This window comes from Streptomyces sp. CB02414 (assembly GCF_001905385.1).
GTDB lineage: Bacteria > Actinomycetota > Actinomycetes > Streptomycetales > Streptomycetaceae > Streptomyces.
This window is the reverse complement of sequence record NZ_LIPF01000004.1, coordinates 62,788-89,446: the sequence shown is the minus strand read 5'-3', so window position 1 is coordinate 89,446 and position 26,659 is coordinate 62,788. Positions and strand designations below refer to the sequence as shown.

Below are 26,659 nucleotides of genomic sequence, written 5' to 3'. Positions count from 1 at the left end.
GTCAGGCGGGGGTGATGTTCTCCGCCTGCGGGCCCTTCTGGCCCTGGGTGATGTCGAAGGTGACGGCCTGGCCTTCCTGCAGCTCGCGGTAGCCCTGGGCGTTGATGTTGGAGTAGTGCGCGAAGACGTCGGGACCCCCGCCGTCCTGCGCGATGAAGCCGAAGCCCTTTTCGGAGTTGAACCACTTGACGGTTCCGCTGGCCATGCCTTTTGCCTTTCAGCCGATATCGGATCCGCACCGTGCGAACCCGGAGGTGGTCGTCCTGGTCCTCCGGCATTGCACAGCAAACCGCCCGCACTCCGGCGCGGGCGGTCTGGGCGAACCACGACATCTGCTGCTGACGCTACACGGCATGTCCGAGCCCCACCAGTGAGTAAGGGGTCCGAGCGGCAACGATGTTGCGTTCGGGCCGTCGGTGGCGGCACGACGGACCGGTGCCGCCGGGCCTTTCGGCGGGCGGTCGCGCGGTCGGCTCCTGCGCCATACGGGGGAGACGGCGAGGCGGCCGCACAACCCGGTTCCGTTAGTGGAGAAGCAATGAGTAGTCCACCAACGGAGTCGGAGATCGTTATGACCGTCAGAAGAGCGCTGGCCCTGGTGATCGGCGCCGTCCTGTGCACCGGCGTACTGGCGACCGGGTGCGCCCGGCAGCCGTCGGAGGCGGCGTCACCCCGGGACTCGCAGCCGCCGGGCACGTCCGTGTCCCCGCAGGCCGGCCCCCCGCGCTCCTTCCCCCGGCCCCTGCCCGGGGTCGGGCCGGCCATGCGCGCCCGGCTCCCCGACGCCACCCGGCAGGCGCTGGTCGTCACCGGCGCGACGGAGAGCTCGAACCGGGCCCGGGCGGTCCTGTACGAGCGGTACCCCGCACAGGGCTGGCGTGCCGTCGCCGGTCCCTGGCCCGCGCACAACGGGCTGCGCGGCTGGACCGACGACCACGAGGCGGGCGACCTGCACACGCCCGTCGGCGTGTTCCGGCTGAGCGACGCCGGGGGCAGGCTGCCCGACCCGGGAACCCGGCTCCCCTACGACCAGGACCCGCAGTTCGCGGTGTCGGGCACGGGGCACCTCGGAGAGCCGCTGGAGGGTTCGTTCGACTACGTGATCGCCATCGACTACAACCGGGTGCCCGGCACCACCCCGCTGGACAAGACCCGCCCGCTGGGCGAGGACAAGGGCGGCGGCGTCTGGATCCACGTGGACCACGACGGGCCGACCAACGCCTGCGTGTCCCTGAGCGAGGAGCACATGCGCGCGCTGCTCACCGCCCTGGACCCGGACAAGGAGCCGGTCGTGGTGATGGGGCCGAAGTCGGTCCTGATGCGGTAGGGCGCCCCACGGCGGGTGTCCATCCGTGAAGGAGTCGTCGCCCCTTCGTGCGGGTCCGGTCCCCCGCGGTGCGGCCCCCGGTCACGGCTGCCCGAGGGGAGCCGTGGCCGGGAGCCGGTCCGTCCGTACGGTTCAGCCGACGGGCGGCATGTCGGTGGGGGCCGAGTCGAGGCCGGGCCTGCGCTCACGCCAGGCGCCCCGGGTGAAGTCGGGGATCTCCACCGGGCGTCCGCCCCTGGCCAGCGACTTCACGCTCAGGGGGACGGGCGAGCACCAGGCGGCGGAGTCGTACACGTCGATGTCCGGTACCAGGCCCGCCCGCATCGACTGGACGATGCGCCACTGCAGCACGTAGTCCATGCCACCGTGGCCGCCGTTGTTGGCCGCGTCGTCGCCGACCTTCTGCCAGAGCCAGTGGTCGTACTCCTTGCGGTAGCCCTCGAAGTCGCGCCAGGTGTGGCCGCTGTGGTCCGGCTCGACGTAGATCCGGGCGCCGGTCGGGGCGGGTCCGGCGTAGTCCTCGACGATGCCCCGGCTCCCCGCGAGGGTGTTGATGCGGCTGTAGGGCCGGGGCGAGCTGACGTCGTGCTCGGCGCGGATCGTCCTGCCCTTCGCCGTCTCGATCATGCAGGTGACCAGGTCGCCGTTGATGTACTTCTCCTTCCAGGACGGGTGGTCCCTCGGGACGAAGCGTGCGCGGTAGTCGGCCAGGCCCTTCGGGGCGGTCGAGGTGGCGCTCAGGGTGGCCATGCGGTCGCCGCGGTTGACGTCCATGGCGGCCGCGATGGGCGCCAGCCCGTGCATGGGGTAGAAGGACGCGGTGCTGCGGGTGTGCCACAGGCGGCGCCAGGAGTCGGTGTAGTAGGTGTCGGAGAACAGGAGTTCCCGCAGGTCGTGCAGGTAGCCGCCGTGGCCGTTGGTGACGTCGCCGAACAGGCCGTCGTGCGCGGCCTTGAGCATGGCCAGTTCGTTGCGGCCGTAGCTGCAGTTCTCGGAGAGCAGCAGGTGCCTGCGGGTGCGCTCCGAGGTGTCGACCAGGTCCCACAGTTCGCGCAGTTCCGTCGCGACGGGGAGTTCCACCACGGCGTGCCGGCCGCTGAGCAGCGCGGCCCTGCCCTGCTCGTAGTGGAACTCCCACGGCGTGGCGATGTAGACGAGGTCGATGTCGTCGCGCCTGAGCATCCGGGCGTAGGAGTCGGCGGAGCCGCCGTACTCGGCGGGCCGGGGGTGGCCCTTGCTCTCCAGGCGGTCGGCGGCGCGCTTGGCGCGGTCGGCACGGATGTCGCAGACGGCGGTCACGGTGCAGCCGGGTACGGCCGCCCAGCCCGTGATCATGCCCCCGCCCCGGTTGCCCAGGCCGATGACGCCGACCCGGACGGTTCTGTGGGCGTCGAACGGCACACCGATCATCGACTTCTGGCCGTGTCTGCGGCGGGGGGCGGGCTCGGCAGCCGCCGCGGACGGGGCCGACGCGGTCATCCCGGCCGCGAGCGCGCCGGTGGCGACGGCACCGCCCAGGAGGAGTCGGCGTGAGACAGCGGGCGTTTCGGACATGACGGCAACACTCCTCGTGGGCGGTCGGCATCACGGTGGGGGCACGCTTTCGGGGCATGACTCTGCGGCCTCGACCGTTGCATGTCAATACGTGCTCGATACAAAGCCGTTCCGAGCACTTCCGCGCACCGAACGGTGCGGTATCCCGTACGGCACGCGCCCGCGCGGCGGCACAGCCGGGTGAAGGTGCGCTACTGCCTGGTCCCCGGCGGGGACGGTCAGAAAAGCCGCTCCTGGGCGGGTGCGGGCCGTCCTCGCCGGCCGCGGCGCGGGGCGGCCCGCACGGGTGCCGTCTCACCGAACAGGGGTGCGGTGCCGTACTCGTCCGGCTCGGCCGGGACGGTGGCGGGCCCGGTGCCCACGTTGAGGACCAGCGGCGCGTCCCGGTCGAAGTCGCCGGGTGTCATCGCCACCCACTCACGGTCCTGCCGCTCTGTCACGCGCCGCCACACCTCCCTCGCTCCGCCCGCCGCGACCACGCGACGCTACCAGCACCGCGCCGGCACCGTGATCACGGCTCCCGCCCCGGCCGGCCACCCGACCGGCGGACGGCGGCGGCACGAGGTCGCGGCCCGCCGGTACGGCGCGCTGCGCGGCGGGCCGTGCCGGGCACACACTGAGGACATGGGTTCCCTCGATCCGGCGACTGTGTCACGACGATTCCCGGGCGGGCCGGTGAGCGTGGCGGCCGCTCGCCGGTTCGTGCGGGTCGCGCTGGAGGGCACCGCCTCGGACCTGGTGGACACGGCGCAGCTCCTGGTCAGCGAACTGGTCACCAACGCGGTGCTGCACGCGCGTACCGAGGCCGAGGTGACGCTGTCCCGACGAGAGGGCCTGGTGGCGGTTCGCGTCCGCGACCGGCGCCCGGACCGCGGACTCGTGCCGCAGCACTGGCCGCCTCACGCGGGCACGGGGCAGGGGCTGACTCTGGTGGAGCACTTGGCGTCCCGGTACGGGGTCGACGTCGACGACGGGGGCAAGACTGTCTGGTTCGAGTTGTGGTCCGACGGTCCGCCGCCGCCCCCGTCCGGGTGGGCGGCCGAGGTGGCGCCGTGTGCCGCCGAACGGACGGTGATGCTCGTCGACGTACCCGGCGCGCTGGAGTCCGCGTGCCGGCTGCACCGGCACGCGGTCCTGCGGGAGCTGACCCTGGCGGCGTCCGCCGGCGGTCCCATGCCCGTGGCGGCCGGGCAGCTCGCCACCGCCAACGATGCGAACAACGTGATCAGTGCGTGTGTGGCGGCCGCGCCGGAGGAGCCGCTCTCCGATTCCGGCCTGCGCTCCCTGCTCCTGCCGCTCCCGGCCGACGCCTTGCCGGCCGTCCGGGCGCTGCGCCGGACACTCGACCTCGCGGAGGAGGCGGCGCGGGAGGAAGGACTGCTCGCGCTGCCCTTCCTTCCACGCTGCCGGGCGTTCCAGGACTGGTTCCTCGGCCAGATCATCGACCAGCTGGACGGTGGCCTGCCCACGGCGTGGACCCTGGTGCCTCACGATCCGGAGATCAGCTCCGCCGAACCGGTTCCGTGGGACCCGGACCAGCTGCGTACCAGCCGGATCCCGACCATCGCGGCCGATGACGCCAACCGGATCGTCGCGGCGAACGGGCCCGCGGCCGATCTGCTGGGCTGGGTCCCGGAGGACCTGGTGGGGCGCCGGCTCACCACGCTCATCCCCGAGCATCTGCGCCGACGGCACCTGACGGCGTTCAGCTCGATGCTGCTGACCGGCCGCACCCGCATCGTGGGCCGCTCCGTGCCGCTTCCGGCGCTGCACCGTGACGGCGGACTGGTTCCGGTGCGGCTGTTCATCCAGACGCAGGAGACGGCCGACGGACGTGCCGTCTTCGTTGCTCAGCTCACCCCGCGGGCGACCACGTCCCTCGACGGACCGAGAGCGCCGGACCTCAACCGGGAGGCCGTCCCGGAACCGTCCGACGCGGACTCCGCCGCGTCCGCTCCGCCGGGCCGTTCCGGGACGGATGGTGACGGCGGCATCATGTCGGCGCTGGACCGGCTCTCTCTCCTGGCCGACCTGGGATCCCAGCTCAATGACGCCCTGGACCTGGACGAAGGGCTGCTGCGCGCCGGTCGGCTGCTCACGCGGCGGCTGGCGGACTGGTGCATCCTGGACCTGTTCACCGAACACGCCCAGGTGGACCGGGTCCGCGTCGTCCACCGGAATCCCGGCGGCCTGCGCCCCGCCGCCTACGAGGGCCGGCTTCCGGCCGTCTCCGAACAGTCGCGCGGTCCGCTCGCCCGAGTGCTGCGCGGCGCGGGGCCGCTGCTGCTCACCGAGGCACCGCCGCCGGGGCAGTCCGACAGCGGACTGGACGAGAACTACCGTGAGCTGTTCCGCGGGCTGGGGGCCGGCAGCGCCGTCGTCGCCCCGCTGCGAGCCCGGCGGAAGATCCTGGGTGCGCTGACCCTCGCCCGTGCGCCCGGCGGGCGGCCGTTCACCGACGAGGACCTGGCCCTCGTCGACGACCTGGTGCACAGTCTCGCGCTGGGGATCGACAACGCCCGTCTGTACCAGGACACCCGCTCCATCGCGGAGCGGCTGCAACGCTCGCTGCTGCCGGTGCTGCCGTCGGTGAGGGGGCTGGAGCTGGCGGCCCGTTACGCCGCCTCGTCGACCACCGCACAGGTCGGCGGTGACTGGTACGACAGTTTCGTCCTGCCCGGCGGGGACACTGCCCTGGTCATCGGCGACGTCTCGGGCCATGACCTGGATGCGGCCATCACCATGAGCCAGTTGCGCAGCATGCTCCGAGGCATCGCGGTGGACCGCGAGGAGCCACCCGCGGAGGTGCTGCGCCGCCTGGACCTGGCGAACCACACTCTCCACCAGGAGGCCACCGCCACGTGCGTCTACGGCCTGCTGAAGGACCGCGCGCCGGGTACTCACTGGGAGTTCCGCTACTCCTCCGCCGGTCACCTGCCGCCGCTGCTGACCACGGCCGAGGGCGAGACCCGTTACCTGGACGGGGGAACGGGCCTGCTCCTCGGCATGGACCCCGAGATGCCGCGCGGCACGGCCGGTCTCCCGTTGCCGGCCCGCTCGACTCTGCTGCTCTACACCGACGGTCTGGTCGAGCGCCGGAACGAACCTCTCGACGAGGCCCTGAGCCGGCTGCGACGGCACACCGCCGACCTGGCGCGCGAGCCGCTCGACACGTTCTGCGACGAGCTGTTGATCGGCCTGGGGGCCGACAACACCGACGACATCGCCCTCCTCGCCGTCCGCCCCTCGTGACCGCGCCTGCCGGGCGTCAGCCCGTACGGTGTCCTGCCAGCAGGCCGGCGATCCGCTCGTGCAGCACCTCGGGCACCCGGACGGTCCAGCGGCCGGCGGCCTCGGCACTCAGCTCCCGGCTCCACTGCCAGCTGCTGCGGGCCGCCGCGCGCACCTCGCCCTCCCGGGCGGCTGCGGTGGTGGCGGTGTAGCGGTCGGCGTCGGCGGCGGGCAGGTCCTGCTCCAGGGCCCGGCTGGGGGTCAGCCAGTGGGCGGTGGAGCCACGCAGGAGCCGGCACAGCTTGAGCTGCAACGGCGCGACGACCGAGTGCAACAGGCTGTGGGCGCGGGCGACTTCACCCCGGGCCAGGACGTGGGCCAGCATCAGCGTCCAGTTGGCCAGTTCGTCGCAGAGCTGCTGGGCGGTGCCGGCCGGCTCCGGCGGGCGGAACTCGGCCAGGCGGCGGGCGGCCCGGGTGAGGCGGCCGGTGCGGTCCAGGAGGACGGCTGCCTCGGGACGGGGCAGGTGGACCATGCCCTCCCAGGCCGGGACCTCCTCGATGCCCTCGCCGGCGGGCGTGATGTGGAACTCGCCGCGCATCAGGTCGTCGAAGACGACGGCGAGGATGCCGTACATGTTGGTGTACGCCAGCTCGAGCGGGGCGAGCTTCTCGAGGAACGCCCGGGCGTCGAAGTCGTCGAGGTGCTCGTCCTCGACGTACAGGTACGCCTCGATGTCGGAGTGGGCGTCGGCCTCGCCGACCGTCCAGGAGCCGTAGAGGAGGACGCCTTCGAGCCGGGGTTCCGACTCGGCGAGCCGGCGCAGGCGGGCGATGCGGTCGTCCAGGGCGGGGGAGGCGGAGCGAACGGACATGGGTGACTGTCTCCTGAGTGAGCGCGCGGGCACGTGGGATCGACGCCCGGCGTGTGCGGGGCGGATGGCTGCGGACCGTGCGGTCGGTTCAGGAGACGCCCATGGCGGGGAGTCTACGCGATGCCCGTGGATCACGGGGTGACGATCGGGAACCGGTGATCGGGGCGTCGCAGGAGACCGCCCAGGGTGGTGAGCGCCGTGAGGTCGCCGTCCGGGGCGATCTCACCGGCCGCGACGGCATCGGCGAACGTGGTCGCGCGGCCGACGACGGCGTCGAGCGTGGCGCGGGCCAGACGCAGGGTCAGGTGCGGCTTCTCGCCGCGCGGGGCGTCGCCGGGCATCGGGGTGAGCGCGCCGTTGGACAGCAGCAGCGTCCAGACGTCGGCGGGGGCGTCCGGGGTGCCGTCGGTGATCTCCCAGCGCAGGAGGAGGCGTCCGGCCTCGGCGGCGCGCGGGCCGTCGATCCGTACGGCCATGGACTGGAAGATCTGCTCCACGGTCAGCGCGGCGACCATGCCGGACCCGCCGCGGCCCGGGGCGCCGAGGACTCCGCCGCGCAGTTCGGCGGCGCCGGTGAGGTAGAAGTTGCGCCAGGGGCCGCACTCGGAGCCGTGGCCGAGGCGTTCGAGGGTGTCGGCCTGGAGGGCGCGGGCCTCGGCGTGTCCGGGTTCGGCGAACAGGACGTGGTTGAGCACCTCGGCGACCCAGCGCAGGTCCCCGCGGTCGTAGGAGACCCGTGCCTTGGCGACCACGGCGTCGGCGCCGCCCATGAACTCGGTGTAGCGGACGGCGGCTTCGCGGGGCGGGTGCTGCCACAGGTGTGCCGGGTTGCCGTCGAACCAGCCCATGTAGCGCTGGTAGACGGCCTTGGCGTTGTGGCTGAGGGAGCCGTAGTGGCCGCCGATGTGGGTGCGCTTCTCCAGCGCGGGCGGGAAGCGCAGTTCCTCGGCGATCTCGGCGCCGGTGTGTCCGGCGTTGATGAGGCGTACGCACTGGTCGTGCAGGTAGGCGTAGGCGTCGCGCTGTTCCTCCAGGAAGCGCAGGGCGCGGTCCTGGCCCCAGGTGGGCCAGTGGTGGGAGGCGAAGACCACGTCGGTGGTGTCGGCGAACAGGCGCAGGGTCTCGGTGAGGTAGCGGGCCCAGGCGCTGGGGTCGCGGACCAGGGCGCCGCGCAGGGTCAGGACGTTGTGCAGGGTGTGGCAGGCGTTCTCCGCCACGCACAGCAGCCGCAGGCCGGGGAAGTGGACGTTCATCTCCGCCGGGGCCTCGGTGCCCGGGGTGAGCTGGAAGACCATGCGGACGCCGTCGACGGTCTCGGTCTGGCCGGTGGCGCGGACGTCGAGGTTGGGTGCGATGAGGCCGACGCTGCCCAGGGACGTGGTCTGGCCGAGGCCGCAGCCGATCTGCCCCGCGGGCCCCTTGGGCAGGGCGGCGCCGTACATGTAGACGGAGCGGCGTGCCATGGCGGGGCCGGTGATGACGTTCTCGCCGGCGGCGTGTTCGAGGAAGCCGGCGGGTGCGATGACCGGGAGCCGTCCGGCGGCGGCGTCCTCGGGGTCGGCGACGCCGTGGACACCGCCGAAGTGGTCGACGTGCGAGTGGGTGTAGAGGACGCCGGTGACGGGGCGGTCGCCGCGGTGCTCCCGGTAGAGGGCGAGTGCGGCGGCGGCCACCTCGGCGCTGATCAGCGGGTCGATGACGAGGACGCCGCGGTCGCCCTCGACGAAGGTGACGTTGGACAGGTCCAGGCCGCGGACCTGGTAGACGCCCGGCACCACCTCGTACAGGCCCTGCTTGGCGGTCAGACGGCTCTGCCGCCACAGGGAGGGGTGCGCGGTGGGCGGGCAGTCCTCGTCGAGGAACGCGTAGGCGTCCGCGTCCCAGACGGTGCGGCCCTCGGCGTCGCGCACCACGCCGGGCCGGAGCCGGGCGATGAGGCCCCGGTCGGCGTCGGCGATGTCCTGGTCGTCGTCGGGGAGGTGGGTGGAGGTGGTGGCGGGCATGGTGATTCCTCGGGTGGGGGCGGTCAGGTGAGGGTGGCGAGGCCCTTGGCGATGCCGTTGCGCTGGATCTCCGACGTGCCGGTCAGGACCCGGAACATGCGCATCCTGCGGAACAGGTACTCGATCTCGTGGCCCTGGGTCAGTCCGTCCTTGCCGTGGATCTGCACCGCCTCGTCGAGCAGCCGGAAGGCCGACTCGGCGACGAAGAGCTTGCACATGAACGCCTCGGTGCGCACGTCCTCGCCCCGGTCGAGGGCGGCCAGCGCGGCGTAGGTCATGGAGCGGGCCGCGTACAGGCCGGCGGCCATGTCGGCGAGCTTGTGCTGGATGGCCTGGAGGGCGAGCAGGGGCTTGCCGTTCACCGTGCGGGTGAGGGCACGGTCGCGGGTGAGGTGGAGCGCGCGGCGGGCGGCGCCGATGGCCGAGGGGCAGTGCAGGAGGCGGTTGACGGTGACGCGGCCCAGCGCGATGCGCAGCCCCTTGCCCTCCTCGCCGAGGAGGTTGGCGGCGGGGACGCGGCAGTCGTCGAGGACGATGTCGCTCTCGATGTGTTCCCCGGACATGGGGGTGGCGCCGTCGGTGACCCGGCAGCCGGGGCTGTCCAGGTCGACGAGGAAGGCGGAGTAGGACTCCTCCTCCGTGCCGGCCATGCGCGCCACGACGATGGCGAAGTCGGCGAAGGGGCCGGCGGAGCTGAACACCTTGTGGCCGGTGAGCCGGTAGCCGTCGCCGTCCCTCACGGCGGTGGTGCGCATGGCCCGCACGTCGGAGCCGGCGTCCGCCTCGGTGAGGGAGAAGCAGCAGGCGCGTTCGCCGCGGACCAGCGGGAGCAGGTAGGTGTCGAGCTGGTGCGGGGTGGCGTGGCGGAGGATGTCGCCGGCGCGCAGCGGGCCGCCCATGTCGCCGAGGACGCTGTGTCCGAGGACCCGTCCGGAGGCCGCGATCTCCTCCTTGAGCACGGCGAGTTCGGTGTAGGTCAGGCCCTGGCCGCCGTACTCCTCGGGGAGGTGGATGCCGTAGAAGCCGAGTTCGCGGCAGCGTTTCCAGACCGGTTCGAGGTCGGCGCGGGTGAGGCGGGAGGTGTGGGTGATGCCGTTGTCGTGTTCGTACTGGGCGAGTTCGCCGTCCAGGTATCCGCGCAGTCGCTCGACCAGCTCGGCCAGGCGCGGGTCGTCGGGGACGGGGCGGAAGGAGAAGGTCATGGTGCGGATCTCCGGGGAGGTCTCGGTGCGGGGTGGCGAGTGCCGGGTCTCGGCCCGGCTCAGTGCACGCGGCGGGTGGCGTGCGCCCAGTAGGGTTCGCGGACGGCCTTGCGGTCGAGCTTGCCGTTGCGGTTGTGCGGGAGTTCGCCGACGAAGTCGACGGAGCGCGGCTTCTTGAAGCGGTCCAGGCGCTCGGCGCAGAAGTCGGCCAGTTCGTCGGCCGTGACCGGGGTGCCGGGGCGGGTGACGACGACGGCCTTGACCGCCTCGCCCCACTTCTCGTCCGGGACGCCGATCACGCAGGCCTCCTGCACGGCCGGGTGTTCGTACAGCACGGTCTCGACCTCGGTGCTGTAGATGTTGAAGCCGCCGGAGATGATCATGTCCTTCTTGCGGTCCACGAGGAACAGGTAGCCGTCCTCGCGCATCCACGCGAGGTCGCCGGTGTGCACCCAGCCGTCGCGGAAGGTCTGGGCGGAGAGTTCGGGGGCCTGCCAGTAGCGGCGTACGCAGTCGGGTCCGCGCACGATGATCTCGCCGACCTCGCGGGGCGGGAGCGTGCTGCCGTGCTCGTCGACCACCCGGACCTCGGTGTCGTAGGCGGCCCGTCCGCAGGACTGGAGGAGTTCGGGGTCGTCGGTGACGGCGCGGGCGATGTCGGCGCCGGACATGCCGGCCACCACGCTGGTGGTCTCGGCCAGGCCGTACCCCTGGGCGACCACGGGGCCGAACAGGGCGACGGCGTCGCGCAGTCGTTGCGGCGAGACGGGCGCCCCGCCGACCCGGACGCTGGTGAGACCGGACAGGTCGCGGTCGGCGGCGCCGGGGTGGGCCAGTACGGCGTTGAGCATCGCGGGCACCAGGAACGTGGCGGTGATGCGCTCGCGCTCGACGGTGTCCAGGAACGCCTCGGGGCTCCAGCTGGGCAGCACGTGGGTGGTTGAGCCGCCGAAGACGCCGGCGAGCAGCACCATGCCGGTGGCGTGGGTGATGGGACCGCAGGCGAGGTAGCGGGTGTCGGGACGGGGGCGCGACTCGTCGTTCATGAGGGTCTTGCGCATGTTGGCGAGCCGGTTGCCGAAGGTCTGCACCGCCGCCTTGAGCGAACCGGTGGAGCCCGAGGTGAAGTTGAGGACGGCGGGGGCGTCCTCGGCGGTCTCCACGGCCACGGTCTCGGTGCCGCCCTCGGCGATCAGGTCGTCGTACGACAGGGAGGCGCCGCGCGCCCCGTTGTCGGACGCGGAGGCGTCGAGCGCCACGGGGAGGCAGTCGGTGCCCGCCGCCGCCACGGCCGCCAGGGCGTCCTCGCGGTGGGCCTCGTCGAAGACGAGGACGCGTACGGGGGCGTCGCGCAGGATGTGCTCGATCTCCGCGCGGCCGAGCCGGGCGTTGACCGGCACCCGGATCAGCCCGGCCTTGTACAGCGCGAACTCGACCTCCACCAGTTCACCGCGGTTCCAGGCCAGGGAGGCCACGGCGTCGTCGGGGCCGAGTCCGCGCCGGACGAGCGCGGAGGCCAGCCGGTTCGCGCGCTCCTCGAGGCGGGCGTAGGTCCAGGTGCGGTCGCCGCAGACCAGCGCGGGGTGTCCGGGCCAGTGACGGGCGCTGCGGGTCAGGTAGATGCCGAGGTTCAACGACGGACTCCCATACGAGAACATGAACTTGATGAATGTTTCCAGACAGGTTGTTCGGTAACACTTGAGCTGTCAAGAGTACGTAGACTGACTGCCGCTCGGGCGGACGCGGACCGCCGGGCGGAGTGGGACCGGACACCGGACAGGGAGACGGACGACGGGGATGGCCGAGGACCGACGCATTCGCAAGACGCGCAGGGCACTGCGCGACGCCCTGGTCGGACTCGTCCTGGAACGGGGCTTCACGGCGCTGAGCGTCGAGGACATCACCCAGCGCGCGGACGTGGCGCGGGCGACGTTCTACAGCCACTTCCGGGACAAGGACGAGCTGTTCGCCCGGGTCACCCGGGACCTGCTCGACGAACTCGACGAACGGCTGCGCCCGGCGATGGCGGAGACCGCGGTCGGTTTCACCGGCAGGCCGGTGCTGGAGATGCTGCGGCACGCCCGGCAGGAGCGCGACCTGTACCGGATCGTGCTGCGGGGCGAGGGGGACGGCAAGCCGCTGCGGATGTTCACCGAGGCGTGCGCCCGCGTCGCCGCCGAGGAGTTCCGCGGCCGCTCCGAGCGCAACGACGTCAAACCGCGGATCGACGCCGAACTCCTGGCGCGGGTCTGGGTCGGTGAGCAGGTGTCGGTGCTCCAGTGGTGGGTGGAGCACGAGACCCCGCCGCTGCCGGCCGAGGAGGTCGTGCGCATGCTGCTCGACTTCGCCCTGCACGGCCGGTACTGGGCCACCGGGTTCGACCGGCCGGAGTGACGGCGCACCGGCCGGCCTCGCGCTTGCTCAGCCTTCGCCGCCGAGGGCGCGGGCGTCGCGGTCCGGGCGGATGGCGAGCATCGCCACCGCGCCGCACACGGCCATCACGGCCGCGGACAGCAGGAAGGCGATCGAGTAGCCGGCCGCCTCGGAGGCCGCGCCGTCCACCAGGTGGCCGGTGAGGTAGGGCACGAACATGCCCGGCAGCGTGCCGGTCGCCGCGACCACGCCGAAGACGGCGCCGCGCCGGGCCGCGGGCACGACGGCCGCCGTGGTCACGTAGTGCAGGGGGATCGCCACCGCGTGGGCGGCGAACGCCACGGCCACCAGCACCAGTTGCGCCGCGCGCTGCTCGGCGAAGGGCAGCAGGGCGAGCGCCGCCCCGGACACCAGGACCGCCGCCCCCTGGGCGAGCCCGTCGGTGGCGCGGCCCGCCCGGCCGCGCCGCTTGCGCCGGTCGACGAGCGCCGGGACGGTCAGCAGCAGGAGCAGGCTGAGCACCGAGACCGCGCTGAGGGCGACCGACGCGGTCGACGCGGTCAGGTCGAGCTGGGTCTGCAGGTAGACCGGCAGCCAGGCACTGGAGATGGCCAGCGCCCAGTGGGACCCGAAGGCGCTGAGGACGCTGCCCACGACGGTCCCGCTGAGCAGCAGCCGGGACAGCGGGAGCGCCGGAGTCCGGGCCGCGGGCCGGACGCCGTCCCGCTCGGGGGCGGCCTCCCCCGCGGCACCGCCGTACGGGCCGTCCTTGCCGACGGCGTACCAGACCAGGCACCACGCGGCGCTGGTGATCGCCAGCGCGACGAAGGCCGAACGCCAGCCCAGGTGCACGATGAACCAGGTCAGCACCGGAGCCGCGACGGCGGTGCCCAGGGCCGCGCCGCCGATCTGCAGGGCCGAGGGCATCCCGCGCCGCCCCGGCGGGAACCAGCCGTAGAGGGTGTGCATGGACATCGACGCGGCGGGCCCCTCCGCGGCGCCCAGCATCAGCCGCCCCGCGACGAGGGCCGGGACGGTCGCCATCAGGGCCGGCAGCTGGGCCACCGCCCACAGCGCCGCCATCACCAGGAGCATGGTGCGCGTCGACCAGCGGGCCGACAGCAGCCCGACGACCAGGCCCGAGACGCTGAACAGCACGTAGAACGAGCTGGAGATCAACCCGTAGGTGCTCTTGTCGATGCCGAGTTCGTCCATGAGCGGCACCGCGGCGAGGCCCAGCACGGACTTGTCCGCGTAGTTGATCATCATGAAGGCGACGACCATCACGAGGATCAGCCAGGCGCGGCGCCGGTCGTACGCGGTCGGGTCCGGGGTCCGCGGGACCGGGGGACGTCGGGACGGGAGGGGACGAACGACCACAGCGGCTCCAGGTGGCTACCGGACAAGTCGACGGACGAGTTGATGACTGCGAGTTAATGGACTACCTGTCCATTAATCGTCGTCTAGTCCGGCAAGGTAGTTCGCGTCTTCCGCCGGGTCAACGGTCAGGAGGGGACCTTCGTACGGGCGGGGGCGGCCGTACGGTTCCGCCGGCTCTGCCCGTTCGGGCATCGCTTCGTGCCTCGGCGTCCCGTGCGGTCCGCGGGAACCGGGCGTTACCTTCCGTCCGTGAGCATCACGTCCCGGCGGGCGGCCGGGTGAACGACGAACGGCCGGAAGAACATCCCGGGCAGCAGGGGCTGCCGGAAGCGGCGCCGAAGGGCCGGCGCCGCGGCCCCGGGCCCTTCACCCTGCTGGTGCTCCCGGGCCTGGTGACCGTCACCGGCGTCGCCACGTTCCTGGCGCTGACGGGTGGCCTGCCGACACCGTGGCCCCAGGACGCGAAGGCGGAGCAGGCGGCGGTCGACATCGACCCGTCCTACGTTCCCTGGCTGCGCAAGGCGGCCTCGGCCTGCACGGTCCTGGAACCGTCGGTACTCGCCGCGCAGATCGACCAGCTCTCCGGCTGGAGCGACGACACGGACGAGCTCTCGGGCCAGAAGGGCATCGCCGCCTTCACCGACAGCGAGTGGCGGACCTGGGGCGGGGACGACGACGGCAACGGAGACTCCTCCCCCCGTGATCCGGCGGACGCGATCATGGCACTCGGCCGGCAGGACTGCGCCCTGGCCGAGAAAGTGACCGAACTGCGCACCGAGGGCAGGATCAACGGGGACCTCGTCGACCTGACCCTGGCCGCGTACGCGGAGGGAACGGACGCGGTGACTCAGGCGGGGCGCGTCCCGCCGACGGCCGCGGCCTACCTCGCCGAGGTGGAGGCGCTGGTCCCGCGCTACCAGGCGCTCGACCGGGCCGACTCCGCCGGCGGCGCGGGCCGGGCGGCCGGCGCGCTCCTCGCCGCCCCGGTGAGTCCGCTCACCATCACCTCGCCGTACGGCTCGCGGGAGCACCCGCTGACCGGCGTGACCAAACTGCACACCGGCGTGGACTTCGCCGCGCCCCGGGGAACGGCGGTCGCCGCCGCGAGACCGGGCCGCGTCGTGTTCGCCGCGCCGACCGCGGCCTACGGCAACCGCGTGGTGATCGACCACGGGACCATCGAGGGCAAGCGGCTGGAGACGACCTACAGTCACCTGTCGTCCCTGGACACCGTAGTGGGCCGGTCCGTGGAGGCCGGGACGACGATCGGCCGGGTGGGTTCGACCGGCTTGTCCACCGGTCCTCACCTGCACTTCGAGGTGGTCCTCGACGGCTACTACACCGACCCGCGCCCGTGGCTGGTGCCCGGCGGTTAGGGCCTGTCCGGTGACGCGTCGCGCCACGGGCACCGCCGTACGCGTTTGATCCGCCGAATATCGTCCAGGGTCAGAGCATGACCGAGTCGCAGCGCGAGACAGAGCGAAAGTACGAGCCGTCCTCCTCCGGCGCCGGCACGCTGCCGGACCTCACCGGTGCCGGGCCCGTGGCCTCGGTCACCGCGTCGGGGCCCGAGGAGCTGGACGCGGTGTACCACGACACCTCCGACCTGCGGCTGGCCGGCTCCTCGGCGACGTTGCGCCGGCGCACGGGCGGGCCGGACGCCGGCTGGCACCTGAAGCTGCCGCTCACCGGGGACACGCGGGAGGAGATGCGGGCACCGCTCTCGGACGAGCTCCCGGACGCGCTGCGCGAGTTGCTCCTGTCCCGCACCCGGGGCGCTCCCCTGCGTCCGGTGATGCGGATCCGGTCGACCCGTTCGGTGCGGCACCTGCGGGACGCCGGGGGCGAGGTGCTGGCGGAGCTGAGCCTCGACGAGGTGCGCGCGGACTCGCTGCTGCCCGGTGGCGGCCGTGCCGAGTGGCGGGAGGTGGAGGTCGAACTCGCCGACGGGGTGGGTGCCGGGCTGCTCGACACCGTGGAGAAGAAGTTCCGCAAGAAGGGGATCAACCGGGCGGACAGCCCTTCGAAGTACGTCCGGGCGCTGCGGGACACCGGGGCGACGGCCGAGGCCACGCGGGCCGGCGCCGCGACGGCTCCCGGCTCCGCCGGCTCCTACCTGCTGGCGTACCTGGAGGAACAGGTCGCCGCCCTGGTGGCCCTGGACCCGGCGGCCCGGCGCGAGCTGCCCGACGGGGTGCACCGGATGCGGGTCACCTGCCGCCGCCTGCGCGGTTGCCTGCGCTCCTACCGGTCCGTGCTGGACCGCCGGGTCACCGATCCGGTGCGCGCGGAACTGAAGTGGCTGGCCGGTGAGCTGGGGGTGGAGCGCGACCAGGAGGTACTGCGCGAGCGTCTGGGTGCGGGGCTCGCCGGGCTCCCCGGCGAACTTGTGCTCGGCCCCGCCGCCGCGCGGTTGCGGGTGTGGGACGTGGCACGGGGCGAGGAGAGCAGGACGCACACCCGGGAGGCACTGGCCTCGGACCGCTACGTACGGCTCCTGGAGGCGCTGGACGGGCTGCTCCGGCGGCCACCGCTGCGGGCCGCGGCGGCGGGGAAGCCGGCCCGGACGATGGCCCGGGCGGTCCTCAAGGAGTACGACCGGCTGGCCGAGCGCATGGATCACGCGCTGGGACTGCCGCCGGGGCCGGACCGGGACGTGGCACTGCACCAGGCACGCAAGGCGGCGAAGAAGGTGCGCTACGCCGCGGAGGCGGCGCGCCCCGTCCTCGGCAAGCCCGTCAAGCGCCTCGGCAAGCGCGCCAAGGCGGTCCAGCAGCTGCTGGGCGCCCATCAGGACGCCGTCGTCACCCAGGAGGCACTGCGGGAACTGGCGGTGGCCGCGCACGCGGCGGGAGAGACCGCCTTCACCTGGGGGGTGCTGCACGGCCAGGAGCGGGCCGGGGCCCGCGCGTCCGAGGAGCGGCTGCCGTCCGTGTGGCGGGCGGCGTCGGATCCGGCGCTCCGGGCCGGACTGGCGCACTGAGCGGGCAGGCGCACGGGCCCGGGCGCCGGGCGGGCGGGTCGGACGGCCGGCCCCGGTGGGGCCGGGACCGTGCGCTCAGTCCCTCCCGCCCGGGTGGACTCCGGGGCCGTCACCGTGGCCGGCCAGCGGCGTCGGCGAGAGGTCGACCGGCTCCTCACCGGCTTCGAGCAGGGTGTCGGCGGCGCCCACGATGAGCGGGTCGGGACGGCCCACGGCCTCGTCGTCCTTCGACGGGTAGTCGCAACGGTCCAGAAGGCTGCGCATGGCCTCCAGCCGCCCCCGGCGCTTGTCGTTGTTCTTGACGACCGTCCAGGGTGCGTGCGGCGTGTCGGTGGCGCGGAACATGTCGACCTTCGCCGCGGTGTAGTCGTCCCAGCGGTCCAGCGAGGCGAGGTCGGTCGGGGAGAGCTTCCAGCGGCGTACCGGATCGACCTGGCGGATCGCGAACCGGGTGCGCTGCTCGGCCCGGGAGACGGAGAACCAGAACTTGACCAGCAGGATGCCGTCGTTGGTGAGCAGGCGCTCGAACGACGGCGCCTGCTCCAGGAACTGGCGGTACTCACGCTCCGTGCAGAAGCCCATCACCCGCTCCACGCCCGCCCTGTTGTACCAGGACCGGTCGAAGAAGACGATCTCGCCGCGGGCGGGCAGGTGGGCGACGTAGCGCTGGAAGTACCACTGACCGGCCTCCCGGTCGGTCGGCTTGTCCAGCGCGACCACCCGGGCGCCGCGGGGATTGAGGCGTTCGGTGAAACGCTGGATGGTGCCGCCCTTGCCGGCCGCGTCGCGGCCCTCGCACAGGACCACGATCCGCTGCCCGGTCTCCTTCACCCACCGCTGCATCTTGAGCAGTTCGATCTGCAGGATCCGCTTCCGCCGCTCGTAGTCGGACCGGCGCACCTTGCGGTCGTAGGGGTGGTTCTCCCGCCAGGTGTCGATGGGGTTCCGATCGGCGTTGAGGAGAACCGGCCTCTCCGGTCTGCGCTCGTCGATCCTGAGGCCCTCCAGGAGGTTCTCCTCGGTGCCGTCGTCGGCGGCGTCCTGTGCCTTCGTCATCGCGTTTCCCCTCGTGCTCGTACGAACGTGACCGGTACCGCGGTCCGCTCACGCCGCGCGTGAGCGGATCCGCGACACGCGTGCGGGTGCGGGCGCTGCCGGGGTCCGGACGGCGGTGACGCGGTGGGTGGTCCGGGCCGGGTCGGTCAGCGGCTCGCCCAGGGCTATCCGGCCGGCGGCGTACAGCCTGTCGCACTCGGCGGTGGGCAGCGCCGCGTAGCAGCCGCCCCGGCCGGTGGCCGAGTCCAGCGGCCGCCAGTAGCTGTATCTGCGCCGTCCGCCCTCGCGCACGGTCACGAACACGGGGGTGCGTGCGTCGGCGACGATGCGCAGGACGTCGGCCTCGGCGGTGCTGAGCGGGCCGCACGGGCGGGGCCCGCGGCGACGGGTCGCCCGTGGGTCGGCGGTCTGCGCGTGAACGGCGGTAAGCGGCATCGGCTGCGGCCTTTCCGGGACAGGGGACTCGAGACCGCCTACCCGCTCCGGCCGGTGTTGATCTCGCTTGCCCGCATTGTTGTGCACGGCACTGACAATGGGGGCCCCGCCGCCGGGGAGCCACGGGTCAGGCCTTCGACGGGGCCGCGTGGCGCAGCGGGTGGGGGTTGAGCCGGGCGAAGCCCTCCTGGCGTTCGTAGGGGAAGTACGGGTAGGGGGCCGTCCTCGCGCTCGCCGCGTCGAGTCTGGCCACCTGCTCCTCGGTCAGGCTCCAGCCGACGGCGCCGAGGTTCTGCCGCAGCTGCTCCTCGTTGCGGGCGCCGATGATGACCGAGGAGACGGTCGGGCGGCGCAGCAGCCAGTTGATCGCGATCTGCGGCACGGTCCGGCCCGTCTCCTCGGCGACGGCGTCCAGGGCGTCGACCACGCGGAACAGGAGTTCGTCCGGCACGGGCGGGCCGTAGTCGGCGGTGGCGTGGAGTCGGCTGCCGGCCGGGAGGGGGGTGCCGCGGCGGATCCGGCCGGTGAGCCGGCCCCAGCCGAGCGGGCTCCAGACCACGGCACCGACGCCCTGGTCGAGACCGAGCGGCATCAGCTCCCACTCGTAGTCCCGGCCGACGAGGGAGTAGTAGACCTGGTGTGCCGCGTAGCGCCGGCGCCCGTGGGTGTCGGCGTCGGCCAGGGACTTCATCAGCTGCCAGCCGCTGAAGTTGGAGACCCCGGTGTAGCGGATCTTGCCGGCCCGGACGAGGTCGTCGAGGGTGGCGAGCACCTCCTGGACCGGGGTGCCGGCGTCGAAGGCGTGCAGCTGGAAGAGATCGATGTAGTCCGTGCCGAGGCGGCGCAGGGCCCCGTCGACGGCGGTGATCAGGCGTGCGCGCGAGGTGCCCGCGTCGGCCGGACCGTCACCCATGGGCAGTCCGGCCTTGGTGGAGAGGATCACCTGGTCGCGCCGGCCCCGGATCGCGGCGCCGAGCACCTCCTCCGACGCTCCGCCGGAGTAGACGTCGGCGGTGTCGAACATGTTCAGCCCGGCCTCCAGGCAGATGTCGACCAGCCGGCGGGCCTCCGCGGCGTCCGTGGTGCCCCAGGCGCCGAACAGCTCGCCCCGGCCGCCGAAGGTGCCCGCGCCGAAGCTCAGCTCGGGCACCATGAGGCCGGACGCTCCCAGTCTCCTGAATTCCATGACCGTCTCCCCTTCGCCATATGTCGCCCTAACGGGACGTCCATCCCGTTAAGATGTTGAGAGACTAGCAGGAGTGAGCCGCTAATGGAACCGGAGTACCGTTATGACGTCTGAAGCCGTGAACCCGGGCAGCGTCCGCCCCGGCGGGCGCACCGCGCGCGTACGCTCCGCCGTCCTGCGGGCCGCGGGTGACGCGCTGGCCGAGCACGGTCTGGCCGGGCTCGATCTCGCCGACGTGGCCCGTCGCGCGGAGGTCGGCAGGACGACGGTCTACCGGCGCTGGGGAACTCCGGTCGCCCTCGTCGCCGACCTGCTCGCCGACATGGCGGAGCAGTCGCTCCCCCGCACGGAGACCGGCACCCTCGTCGGCGACCTGCGCGCCAACGCCCGGCTCGTGCGGCGCACCCTGGCCGACCCGCGTCAGGGCGCGCTCTTCAAGGCGGTGATCGCCGCCGCGACCTGCGACACCGGGGCGGCGGAGGCCCTGCACCGGTTCTACGAGACCCGGGTTTCGGAGTGGGCGCCCTGCGCCCGGCAGGCCGTCGAGCGCGGCGAACTGCCGGCGGGCACCGACGCGCGCGAGGTGATCCGCGCCGTCTCCGCGCCCCTGTACTACCGCCTGCTGACCACCGACGAGCCGCTCGACGAGGCGGCGGCGGACCGCGCCGCCGATGCCGCCGCGGCGGCGGCGCGCGCGGGGGCCTTCGTCACCCCGGCGGACTGACGGGCCGCCGGGCCGTCCGGCGGGCACCCGGAATGCGCCATTGCCGCCGGGACGCCGGACGGCCGGCACGCCGCGGGGCCGCGCAGCCCCCGCCCCCACCCTGTCGTGCGCGAACACCGGCCAACACGCGTCGTGATGACGTCATCACAAGTCCTTCACCGGACACACACTTCCGGCCGGGCCCCGTTCCGCACGCTCCGGACGGTGCAGACGGTGCGGCCGGGCCGTGCTTAATCTCCCGGGCCATGCGATCCACACGAACGAGACGCCTCGGTCTCGCCACGATCATCGCCCTCGCCCTCGCCCTGTTCGGCCTGGCGCCCTCCGCGAGCGCGGCCGAACCCGCCCCGGCCGAGCTGACGTTCACCACCGACGCGGCGACCACTCAGCCGGGCGGCACGGTGAACCTGTCGATGACGATCAAGAACAACAAGACGTACGACATCTGGTTCGTCTACCAGACGATCGACCCGACCTGGCTGACCACCCAGCGGCCCGACCTCAAGTACGCCTTCACCGGCTGCAGCCTGGCCTCGGAGGCCGGCGCCGTCCCGTGCACCGGCACCGGGCCCGCCAACCTCGGCACCAACTACGGCGCGACCGTTCCGCCCGGCCAGAGCCGCACCGTCACCCTGACCTTGCAGGTCGCCGCCGACTCCGGCTGCAACGGCAACATCGGCTTCTACTCGTACTTCTACGTCGAGTTCAGCGACAGCACGAGCGTCAACGGCGGCCCGGTCCACACGCCCGAGACCCGCGTCCTGTGCGCCTGACCGCGACGGCGCGACTGACCTGATCTCGCTCCGGCCCCGGTCGGCGCACTGGTTGAGACCACTGGCACCACGCGACCCCGGAAGCAGCGCTTCCGGGGTCGCCGCTCTTCGACTCGCAGCAGCACAGGGGCCCGACGACCCCGTCCGACGCCCACCGGCCGGCGTCGGCCGGCCGCCCGCGGCCGTGCCCGTTCCGGGTAAATGGACACATGCGCTTTTCCGTCAAGTTCCGCAGCGAGCACACAAAAGCTCCACACGCGCATCACTATGTGACGCGACGGAAACGTCGACGACCGGCGTCTCAGGGGGGCGACGGCGTGGTCACGGGGAGGAGCGGGCTCCGGCAGGAGCCTGTCCGCCCCTGCCCGGGGGAGGGAATCTCACCGCATGAAGCGGACCATACGCACCACGGCGCTCGCAGTGGGCGCGCTGATCGCGTCGCTCGGACTACCGGCCGGGCCGGCCCACGCCGACGCACCGGCCCCGCGCATCGACCTGCGGGTGCTGGTCGTGAGCGACGGCGGGCCGGCCACCGACGCCATCGCCGCCGAACTGGAGACCGCGGGCACGCCGTACACGGAGGTCGACCTGCGGGACGCCGGGCGGCCCGTGATCGACGCAGGGTTCCTCGCGGACACCGTGGACGGACGTCCGCGCGCCCGGTTCCAGGCCGTCGTCCTGCCCAACGACAATCCCTTCCCGGCGGGCTCCGCCGAGATGACGGCGCTCGCCGACTACGAGCGCGCCTACGAGATCCCGCAGGTCGACGCCTACACCTACGCCCGCCCCGAGGTCGGACTCCAGCCCGCCGTCGGCACCGGGTACGCCGGCAGCGTCGACGGCGTCCGCGCGGAGGTGACCGAGGCGGGGCGGTCCGGGCCCTTCGGGTACCTGGACGGAACGGTGCCGTTCGAGGACAACTCCCCCACCGTGGGCGAGTCCTACGCCTACCTCTCGACACCCGCGCCCGGCGCCGACTTCGTGCCCTACGTCCAGGCCGCGATCCCGGGGCGGCCCACGAAGGGTTCCCTGGTCGGCGAGTACCGGCACGACGGGCGGCGCGAACTGGTCGTCACCTTCGTCTACAACCAGCACCAGCAGCAGTTCCGGCTGCTCGCCCGGGGCATCGTGGAGTGGATGACCGGGGGCGTCCACCTCGGCGCCGACCGCAACTACTTCGCCGTGCACGTGGACGACGTCTTCGCGGCCGACGACCGCTGGGACACCGAGCTCAACTGCACGCCGGGCGACGTGGACTGCCCGCCGGGCGAGGGCACACCGAACCCGATCCGCATGGTCCCGGCCGACGTCGACCACGCCACCGCCTGGCAGGAGAGCCGGGACTTCACCCTCGACCTCGCCTACAACGGCTCCGGGAGCGTCGACCACCGCCAGGACAACGGCGGCGCGGACCCGCTCGCCGACAAGCTGATCGCCGACCGCGGCCAGTTCCGCTGGATCAACCACACCTACACGCACGCCTTCCTGGGCTGCCGGCAGGACGTCACCGTCGTCCCGTGGAAGTGCGCGACCGACCCCGACGGCAGCACCCAGTGGGTGAGCCGGAACGAGATCGCCGACGAGATCGCCACCAACCGTGTCTGGGGCGAGACGGCCGGACTCCCCCTGAGGAACGACGAGTTGGTGACCGGTGAACACTCCGGTCTGAAGGTCACCCCGCAGCAGCCCGAGGACAACCCGAACCTGGGCCCCGCCCTCACGGACACCGGCATCGCCTGGCTCGCCTCGGACAACTCCCGCGACCCCGTCCAGCGGCGGGTCGGCAGCGCCACGACGGTCTCCCGCTACCCGATGAACGTCTTCTACAACGCGGGCCGCGCGGCCGAGCAGGTCGACGAGTACAACTGGATCTACACCAGCCGCGCCCAGGGCGGCAGCGGCATCTGCGAGGACAACCCCGCGACGTCCACCTGCCTGTCCGCCCCGCTGGACCCGGCCACCGGCTACGCCGGGCACATCGTGCCGCTGGAGACCCGGATCGCGCTCGGACACGTCCTGTCCAACGATCCCAGGCCGCACTTCATCCACCAGTCGAACCTCGCCGAGGACCGCATCGCCTACCCCGTCCTGGACGGCGTACTGGAGAGCTACGCCGGCCTGTTCGCCGACAGCGCCCCCGTGGTGAACCTCCGCATGGCGGACATCGGCGTCGAGATGCGGCGCCGCGCCACCTGGCGGAACGCGGTCGACGCCGGACAGGTCACCGCCTACCGCGTCGGCGACGCCGTCACCGTGCGGGCACCCGACGGGCTGGCCGTGACGGCGACGATGCCCGAGGGCACCCGGCAGGGCGGCACGGGCTTCGGCGAGGCCTACGCCGGCGCGCTCTCCGGCTGGACGGACACGTCCGGCGGGACGCTCGCCCTGACCCTGCCGTCCTCGGCCACCGTGCCCGGCGACGGGGTCACCCTCCCGGCCGACCGGACCGGCCCCGCCGTCCCCACCGCGCCCCGCACCCGGGTGCCGGCCGGCGTGACCGAACCGGTGCCGTACGGCGCACAGCGCTGAGCACGGCACGCCACCGAAGGACCGCACACCCACCTCGGCCGTGGAGCACAGCCATGCACGTTCCCCACGGCGCGCGACGCTCCGGCGCGTCGCGCGTCACCCTGCTCACCGAAGGCACCTACCCGCACAGTCACGGCGGCGTGAGCGTCTGGTGCGACCAGCTCGTCACCGGCATGCCCGACCTCGACTTCGACGTCGTCGCCGTCACCGGCACCGGCCGTGAACCCCTGGTCTGGGACGTTCCCGCGCACGTCGGCCGGGTCGTCTCCGTCCCCATGTGGGGGGCCGCTCCGCAGGGGCGCGCTCCCCGCGGGCGCCGGGCCGGCCGGCTCGCCGCCGACTACGAGCGGTTCGTCACCGCGCTGCTCGATCCGCGTGCCGAGCACGGGTTCGCTCCCGCCCTGTACCGGCTGGCGCGGGCCGCCGCGGACGGGGCGCTCAGCCCGTTCCTGCGCGGCGACCGGGCGATCTCCGTCCTCACGGCGGTCTGGAACCGGCCGGGGCTGCCCGTGCGCGAGGCCCGGCCCACCCTGCACGACGCGGTGACCGCGACCGCGCTGCTGGAGCACGCCCTGCGTCCGCTGGCCGCGCCGTACCCGGAACAGGGCGTGGCGCACGCGGTCAGCGGCGGTGTCGCCGTGCTGCCGGGCCTGGCCGGGCTGGAACGCCACGGGGTGCCCCTGCTGCTGACGGAGCACGGCGTCTACCTGCGCGAGCGCTACCTCGGCTACCGCACCGCCCCCTACCGCTGGCCGGTCAAGGCGCTCCTGCTGGGCTTCTTCCGGCTGCTGGCCGAGGAGACCTACCGCCGGGCCGCCCTGATCACCCCGGGCAACCGCTACAACCGGCTGTGGGAGGAACAGGGCGGCGCCGCGCCCCAGTCCATACGCACGGTCTACAACGGCGTCGACCCGGCGGCGTTCCCGCCCGCCGGCCCCGAGCCCGCGCGGCCCGTGCTCAGCTGGGCCGGGCGGGTCGACCCGATCAAGGACCTGGAGACCCTGATCCGTGCCTTCGCCCTGGTGCGGGCCGAACTGCCCGACGCCAGGCTGCGGTTGTTCGGCGGCACGCCACGCGGCGGCGAGGCCTACCGGGAGCGCTGCGAGGCGCTGGCGGCGGAGCTCGGACACGGTGACGCGGTCGCCTTCGAGGGCCGGGTCGAGGACATCAAGGACGCCTACGCCGCCGGGAACGTGGTGATGCTGTCCAGCATCAGCGAGGGCTTCCCGTTCACGCTGATCGAGGCCATGTCGTGCGGGCGGGCGACCGTCTCCACGGACGTCGGCGGCGTCCGGGAGGCGGTCGGCGGCGCCGGACTCGTGGTACCGCCGCGCGACCCGGCCGCCATGGCCGCCGCGGCGCTGGAACTGCTGCGCGACGCCGGGCGGCGCCGGGCGATGGGCGAGGCGGCCCGGCTGAGGGTGATCGAGCAGTTCACCCTCCGCCAGACCATCGACACCTTCCGGTCCATCTACCTGGAACTGTCGGCGTTCGGCGGGGCGGCCACGCCCGCGTCCTTCGCCGACGACGCGTTCGCGGCGGCGGGCGGTGCCCCGGTGGGGAGCGCGACCGGATGAGCGGACCCATGGCCCTCGAACCGGGCGGCCCCGAACAGGACACGCTTGCGCTCCGGCTCGCGACCGAACGCGCCCCCGCCGGGCGCGAGTCCGACCGGCACACGCTCGCCCTGGTCCGCCCCGGCCACGACGTCCGGCGCGACGCGGTCGACCGGCTGGCCGCCGAACTCGCCGACCGCGTCGCGCCCGCCGTCCACCCGTACGAGGTGGCCGCGCTGCTGGAGTCCGAGGGGCTGACCGGCGAGGTGATCGCGGACCGGTACGGGCACCGCGACCTGTTCTCGCTCGCCACGGCCCTGTACGAGCGGGTGCCGCGCCGCTTCCCGGACCCCCCGCGCCCCGCCGACCCCTGGCGGCCCGACCACGTGCGGTGCGCGCTGCGGGGCGCGTTGTTCGCGCTGCCGGGCCTGGCGTACGCGCTCGCGGGGCACCTGCTGCCCGCGGAAGGGACGGTGCGGGCCCTGGTGGTGGCCGGCCTCCTGTCCTGGGCGTGGAACCAGGCGCTGGGCCACCGGGCGTACCTGCGTCTGACGACCGGGCGGCGGGAGGCGGGCCGCACCCTCGCCAGGGGAGCGCCCGTGGGCGCCCTCGCGGCGGCCGCGGCCGGGGTGTTCCTCACCGGGTCCGGGGCGTCGGCCCTGGCGGTGGCGGTCCAGTCGGGGTATCTCGCGGCGGCCGGAGTGCTGCTGGTGCTGGGCCGGGAGCGGCTCCTGCTGGCGGCGCTCGCGCCGGTGATCGCCGGTGCGGCGACGCTGCCGTGGTGGGACCCCGGCGACGTCCTGCGGGCGGGGCTGCCCCTGCTGTCGCTCCTCGGCGCGGTGACCGCGGCGGGGTGGGCGCTGCGCGGCGCGCTCGTCGCCGCGCCGGCCCCGAACGCCGCCCGCCCGCGCCCGCTGAGCTCGCTGCCGTACGGCCTGTTCGGGCTGGCCGCCGGGTCGCTGGTGTTCCTGGCGGGCCGTCACCATCCATGGGCGGTGATCGTGCTGACGCTGAGCATGGGACCGGCGGAGTGGCTGCTGTACCGGTACCGGGGTCTGTCGGTGGCCGCGCTGCGGAGCACCACCACGCCCGCCGGTTTCCGGGTGCGGTCCGCCGCCGTCCTGGCGGGCTGCCTGCTGGCCTACCTCGGCCCGCTGCTGCCCGCCGCGCTGCTGGTGGACGCCGATCCCGTCACGCTGCTGCTGCTCGCGGCGGTGCTGTGGACGTCCCTGCTGCTCCAGGCCTTCGGCGTGGCCTGGCTGCCGGCCGTCCTGTGCCTGACGGCGGCCGCCGGCGCCGGCACGGTCCTCCTGGCCGGGCTCCCGCCGGGTCCTTCGACGGCCCTGGCCCTGTGCTGCGGCGGCGCGGCGCTCTGTCTCACCGGGGGCGTGCTGCGGCTGCTGGGCCGGCCGGCGGCCCATGCATGAGGCCGCGGCGCGACCGCCGTACCGCCACCGGACACGGGCGGTCCGC

Annotated in this window: 21 protein-coding genes; 10 read left to right on the top strand and 11 right to left on the bottom strand. The window is 73.5% G+C overall.

Annotation, left to right across the window (positions count from 1 at the left end; all coding sequences use genetic code 11):
* Position 1: 1 nt before the first annotated feature.
* On the bottom strand, positions 2 to 205 hold the full coding sequence (locus AMK11_RS14570; protein ID WP_003978336.1) for a cold-shock protein: 204 nt from the start codon (positions 203 to 205) through the stop codon (positions 2 to 4).
* Positions 206 to 571: 366 nt separating this feature from the next.
* Here AMK11_RS14570 and AMK11_RS14565 point away from each other — a divergent pair, with 366 nt between their 5' ends.
* Positions 572 to 1,327: a L,D-transpeptidase family protein gene (locus AMK11_RS14565; RefSeq protein WP_073727003.1), complete on the top strand. Its 756-nt coding sequence runs from the start codon at positions 572 to 574 to the stop codon at positions 1,325 to 1,327.
* A 132-nt stretch (positions 1,328 to 1,459) separates the two neighbouring features.
* On the opposite strand, the gene AMK11_RS14560 is transcribed toward AMK11_RS14565, so the two are convergent.
* Together AMK11_RS14560 and AMK11_RS14555 are read right to left on the bottom strand one after the other, a co-directional pair.
* Positions 1,460 to 2,881 (bottom strand): Gfo/Idh/MocA family protein, encoded by a 1,422-nt coding sequence (locus AMK11_RS14560; RefSeq protein WP_073727001.1) that lies wholly within the window; start codon positions 2,879 to 2,881, stop codon positions 1,460 to 1,462.
* A 218-nt stretch (positions 2,882 to 3,099) separates the two neighbouring features.
* Entirely contained in the window at positions 3,100 to 3,321 is a 222-nt protein-coding gene (locus AMK11_RS14555; protein ID WP_073726999.1) for a hypothetical protein, read from the bottom strand.
* A 184-nt stretch (positions 3,322 to 3,505) separates the two neighbouring features.
* Between AMK11_RS14555 and AMK11_RS14550 the strand changes: the two genes are divergently transcribed.
* The gene (locus AMK11_RS14550) at positions 3,506 to 6,133 is read left to right on the top strand and encodes a SpoIIE family protein phosphatase (protein WP_073727890.1); all 2,628 of its coding nucleotides are present in this window, start codon (positions 3,506 to 3,508) and stop codon (positions 6,131 to 6,133) included.
* 16 nt (positions 6,134 to 6,149) lie between these two features.
* On the opposite strand, the gene AMK11_RS14545 is transcribed toward AMK11_RS14550, so the two are convergent.
* The 4 genes from AMK11_RS14545 to AMK11_RS14530 form a co-directional block, all read right to left on the bottom strand.
* Positions 6,150 to 6,986, bottom strand: coding sequence for a nucleotidyltransferase domain-containing protein (locus AMK11_RS14545; RefSeq protein WP_073726997.1), 837 nt, complete (start codon positions 6,984 to 6,986; stop codon positions 6,150 to 6,152).
* A 131-nt stretch (positions 6,987 to 7,117) separates the two neighbouring features.
* Entirely contained in the window at positions 7,118 to 8,989 is a 1,872-nt protein-coding gene (locus tag AMK11_RS14540) for an alkyl/aryl-sulfatase (RefSeq protein WP_073726995.1), read from the bottom strand.
* Positions 8,990 to 9,012: 23 nt separating this feature from the next.
* Positions 9,013 to 10,191, bottom strand: coding sequence for an acyl-CoA dehydrogenase family protein (locus AMK11_RS14535; RefSeq protein WP_073726993.1), 1,179 nt, complete (start codon positions 10,189 to 10,191; stop codon positions 9,013 to 9,015).
* Between the two features lie 59 nt (positions 10,192 to 10,250).
* The gene (locus AMK11_RS14530; RefSeq protein WP_073726991.1) at positions 10,251 to 11,825 is read right to left on the bottom strand and encodes a class I adenylate-forming enzyme family protein; all 1,575 of its coding nucleotides are present in this window, start codon (positions 11,823 to 11,825) and stop codon (positions 10,251 to 10,253) included.
* A gap of 163 nt (positions 11,826 to 11,988) precedes the next feature.
* Between AMK11_RS14530 and AMK11_RS14525 the strand changes: the two genes are divergently transcribed.
* On the top strand, positions 11,989 to 12,585 hold the full coding sequence (locus tag AMK11_RS14525) for a TetR/AcrR family transcriptional regulator (protein WP_073726989.1): 597 nt from the start codon (positions 11,989 to 11,991) through the stop codon (positions 12,583 to 12,585).
* Positions 12,586 to 12,612: 27 nt separating this feature from the next.
* Here the strand turns inward: AMK11_RS14525 and AMK11_RS14520 are convergent, their stop codons facing one another.
* Entirely contained in the window at positions 12,613 to 13,944 is a 1,332-nt protein-coding gene (locus AMK11_RS14520) for an MFS transporter (RefSeq protein WP_073726987.1), read from the bottom strand.
* A gap of 278 nt (positions 13,945 to 14,222) precedes the next feature.
* On the opposite strand from AMK11_RS14520, the gene AMK11_RS14515 reads away from it, so the two are divergent.
* Together AMK11_RS14515 and AMK11_RS14510 are read left to right on the top strand one after the other, a co-directional pair.
* Positions 14,223 to 15,320, top strand: coding sequence for a M23 family metallopeptidase (locus AMK11_RS14515; RefSeq protein WP_073726985.1), 1,098 nt, complete (start codon positions 14,223 to 14,225; stop codon positions 15,318 to 15,320).
* Between the two features lie 77 nt (positions 15,321 to 15,397).
* Positions 15,398 to 16,927 carry a CYTH and CHAD domain-containing protein gene (locus tag AMK11_RS14510; RefSeq protein WP_073726983.1) on the top strand — a complete coding sequence of 510 codons (1,530 nt, stop codon included), beginning with the start codon at positions 15,398 to 15,400 and terminating at the stop codon, positions 16,925 to 16,927.
* 75 nt (positions 16,928 to 17,002) lie between these two features.
* Here AMK11_RS14510 and ppk2 read toward each other — a convergent pair whose 3' ends face one another.
* The 3 genes from ppk2 to AMK11_RS14495 form a co-directional block, all read right to left on the bottom strand.
* Positions 17,003 to 17,983, bottom strand: coding sequence for a polyphosphate kinase 2 (gene ppk2 / locus AMK11_RS14505; protein WP_073726981.1), 981 nt, complete (start codon positions 17,981 to 17,983; stop codon positions 17,003 to 17,005).
* 48 nt (positions 17,984 to 18,031) lie between these two features.
* On the bottom strand, positions 18,032 to 18,418 hold the full coding sequence (locus tag AMK11_RS14500; RefSeq protein WP_073726979.1) for a hypothetical protein: 387 nt from the start codon (positions 18,416 to 18,418) through the stop codon (positions 18,032 to 18,034).
* 127 nt (positions 18,419 to 18,545) lie between these two features.
* Positions 18,546 to 19,604, bottom strand: a complete 1,059-nt coding sequence (locus AMK11_RS14495; protein WP_073726977.1) for an aldo/keto reductase — start codon at positions 19,602 to 19,604, stop codon at positions 18,546 to 18,548.
* Between the two features lie 103 nt (positions 19,605 to 19,707).
* Between AMK11_RS14495 and AMK11_RS14490 the strand changes: the two genes are divergently transcribed.
* From AMK11_RS14490 to AMK11_RS14470, 5 genes are all read left to right on the top strand, one after another.
* Entirely contained in the window at positions 19,708 to 20,328 is a 621-nt protein-coding gene (locus tag AMK11_RS14490) for a TetR/AcrR family transcriptional regulator (protein ID WP_073726975.1), read from the top strand.
* 245 nt (positions 20,329 to 20,573) lie between these two features.
* Complete coding sequence (locus tag AMK11_RS14485) at positions 20,574 to 21,101, top strand: hypothetical protein (RefSeq protein ID WP_073726973.1); 528 nt, start codon at positions 20,574 to 20,576, stop codon at positions 21,099 to 21,101.
* 387 nt (positions 21,102 to 21,488) lie between these two features.
* A complete protein-coding gene (locus AMK11_RS14480; protein ID WP_073726971.1) occupies positions 21,489 to 23,630 on the top strand; it encodes a hypothetical protein in 2,142 nt (713 codons plus the stop codon).
* 53 nt (positions 23,631 to 23,683) lie between these two features.
* Positions 23,684 to 25,207: a GT4 family glycosyltransferase PelF gene (gene pelF / locus AMK11_RS14475; RefSeq protein ID WP_107429680.1), complete on the top strand. Its 1,524-nt coding sequence runs from the start codon at positions 23,684 to 23,686 to the stop codon at positions 25,205 to 25,207.
* Positions 25,204 to 26,613: a hypothetical protein gene (locus AMK11_RS14470; RefSeq protein ID WP_073726969.1), complete on the top strand. Its 1,410-nt coding sequence runs from the start codon at positions 25,204 to 25,206 to the stop codon at positions 26,611 to 26,613. The genes pelF and AMK11_RS14470 overlap by 4 nt, the downstream gene beginning before the upstream one ends.
* The last annotated feature ends 46 nt before the right edge of the window (positions 26,614 to 26,659 follow it).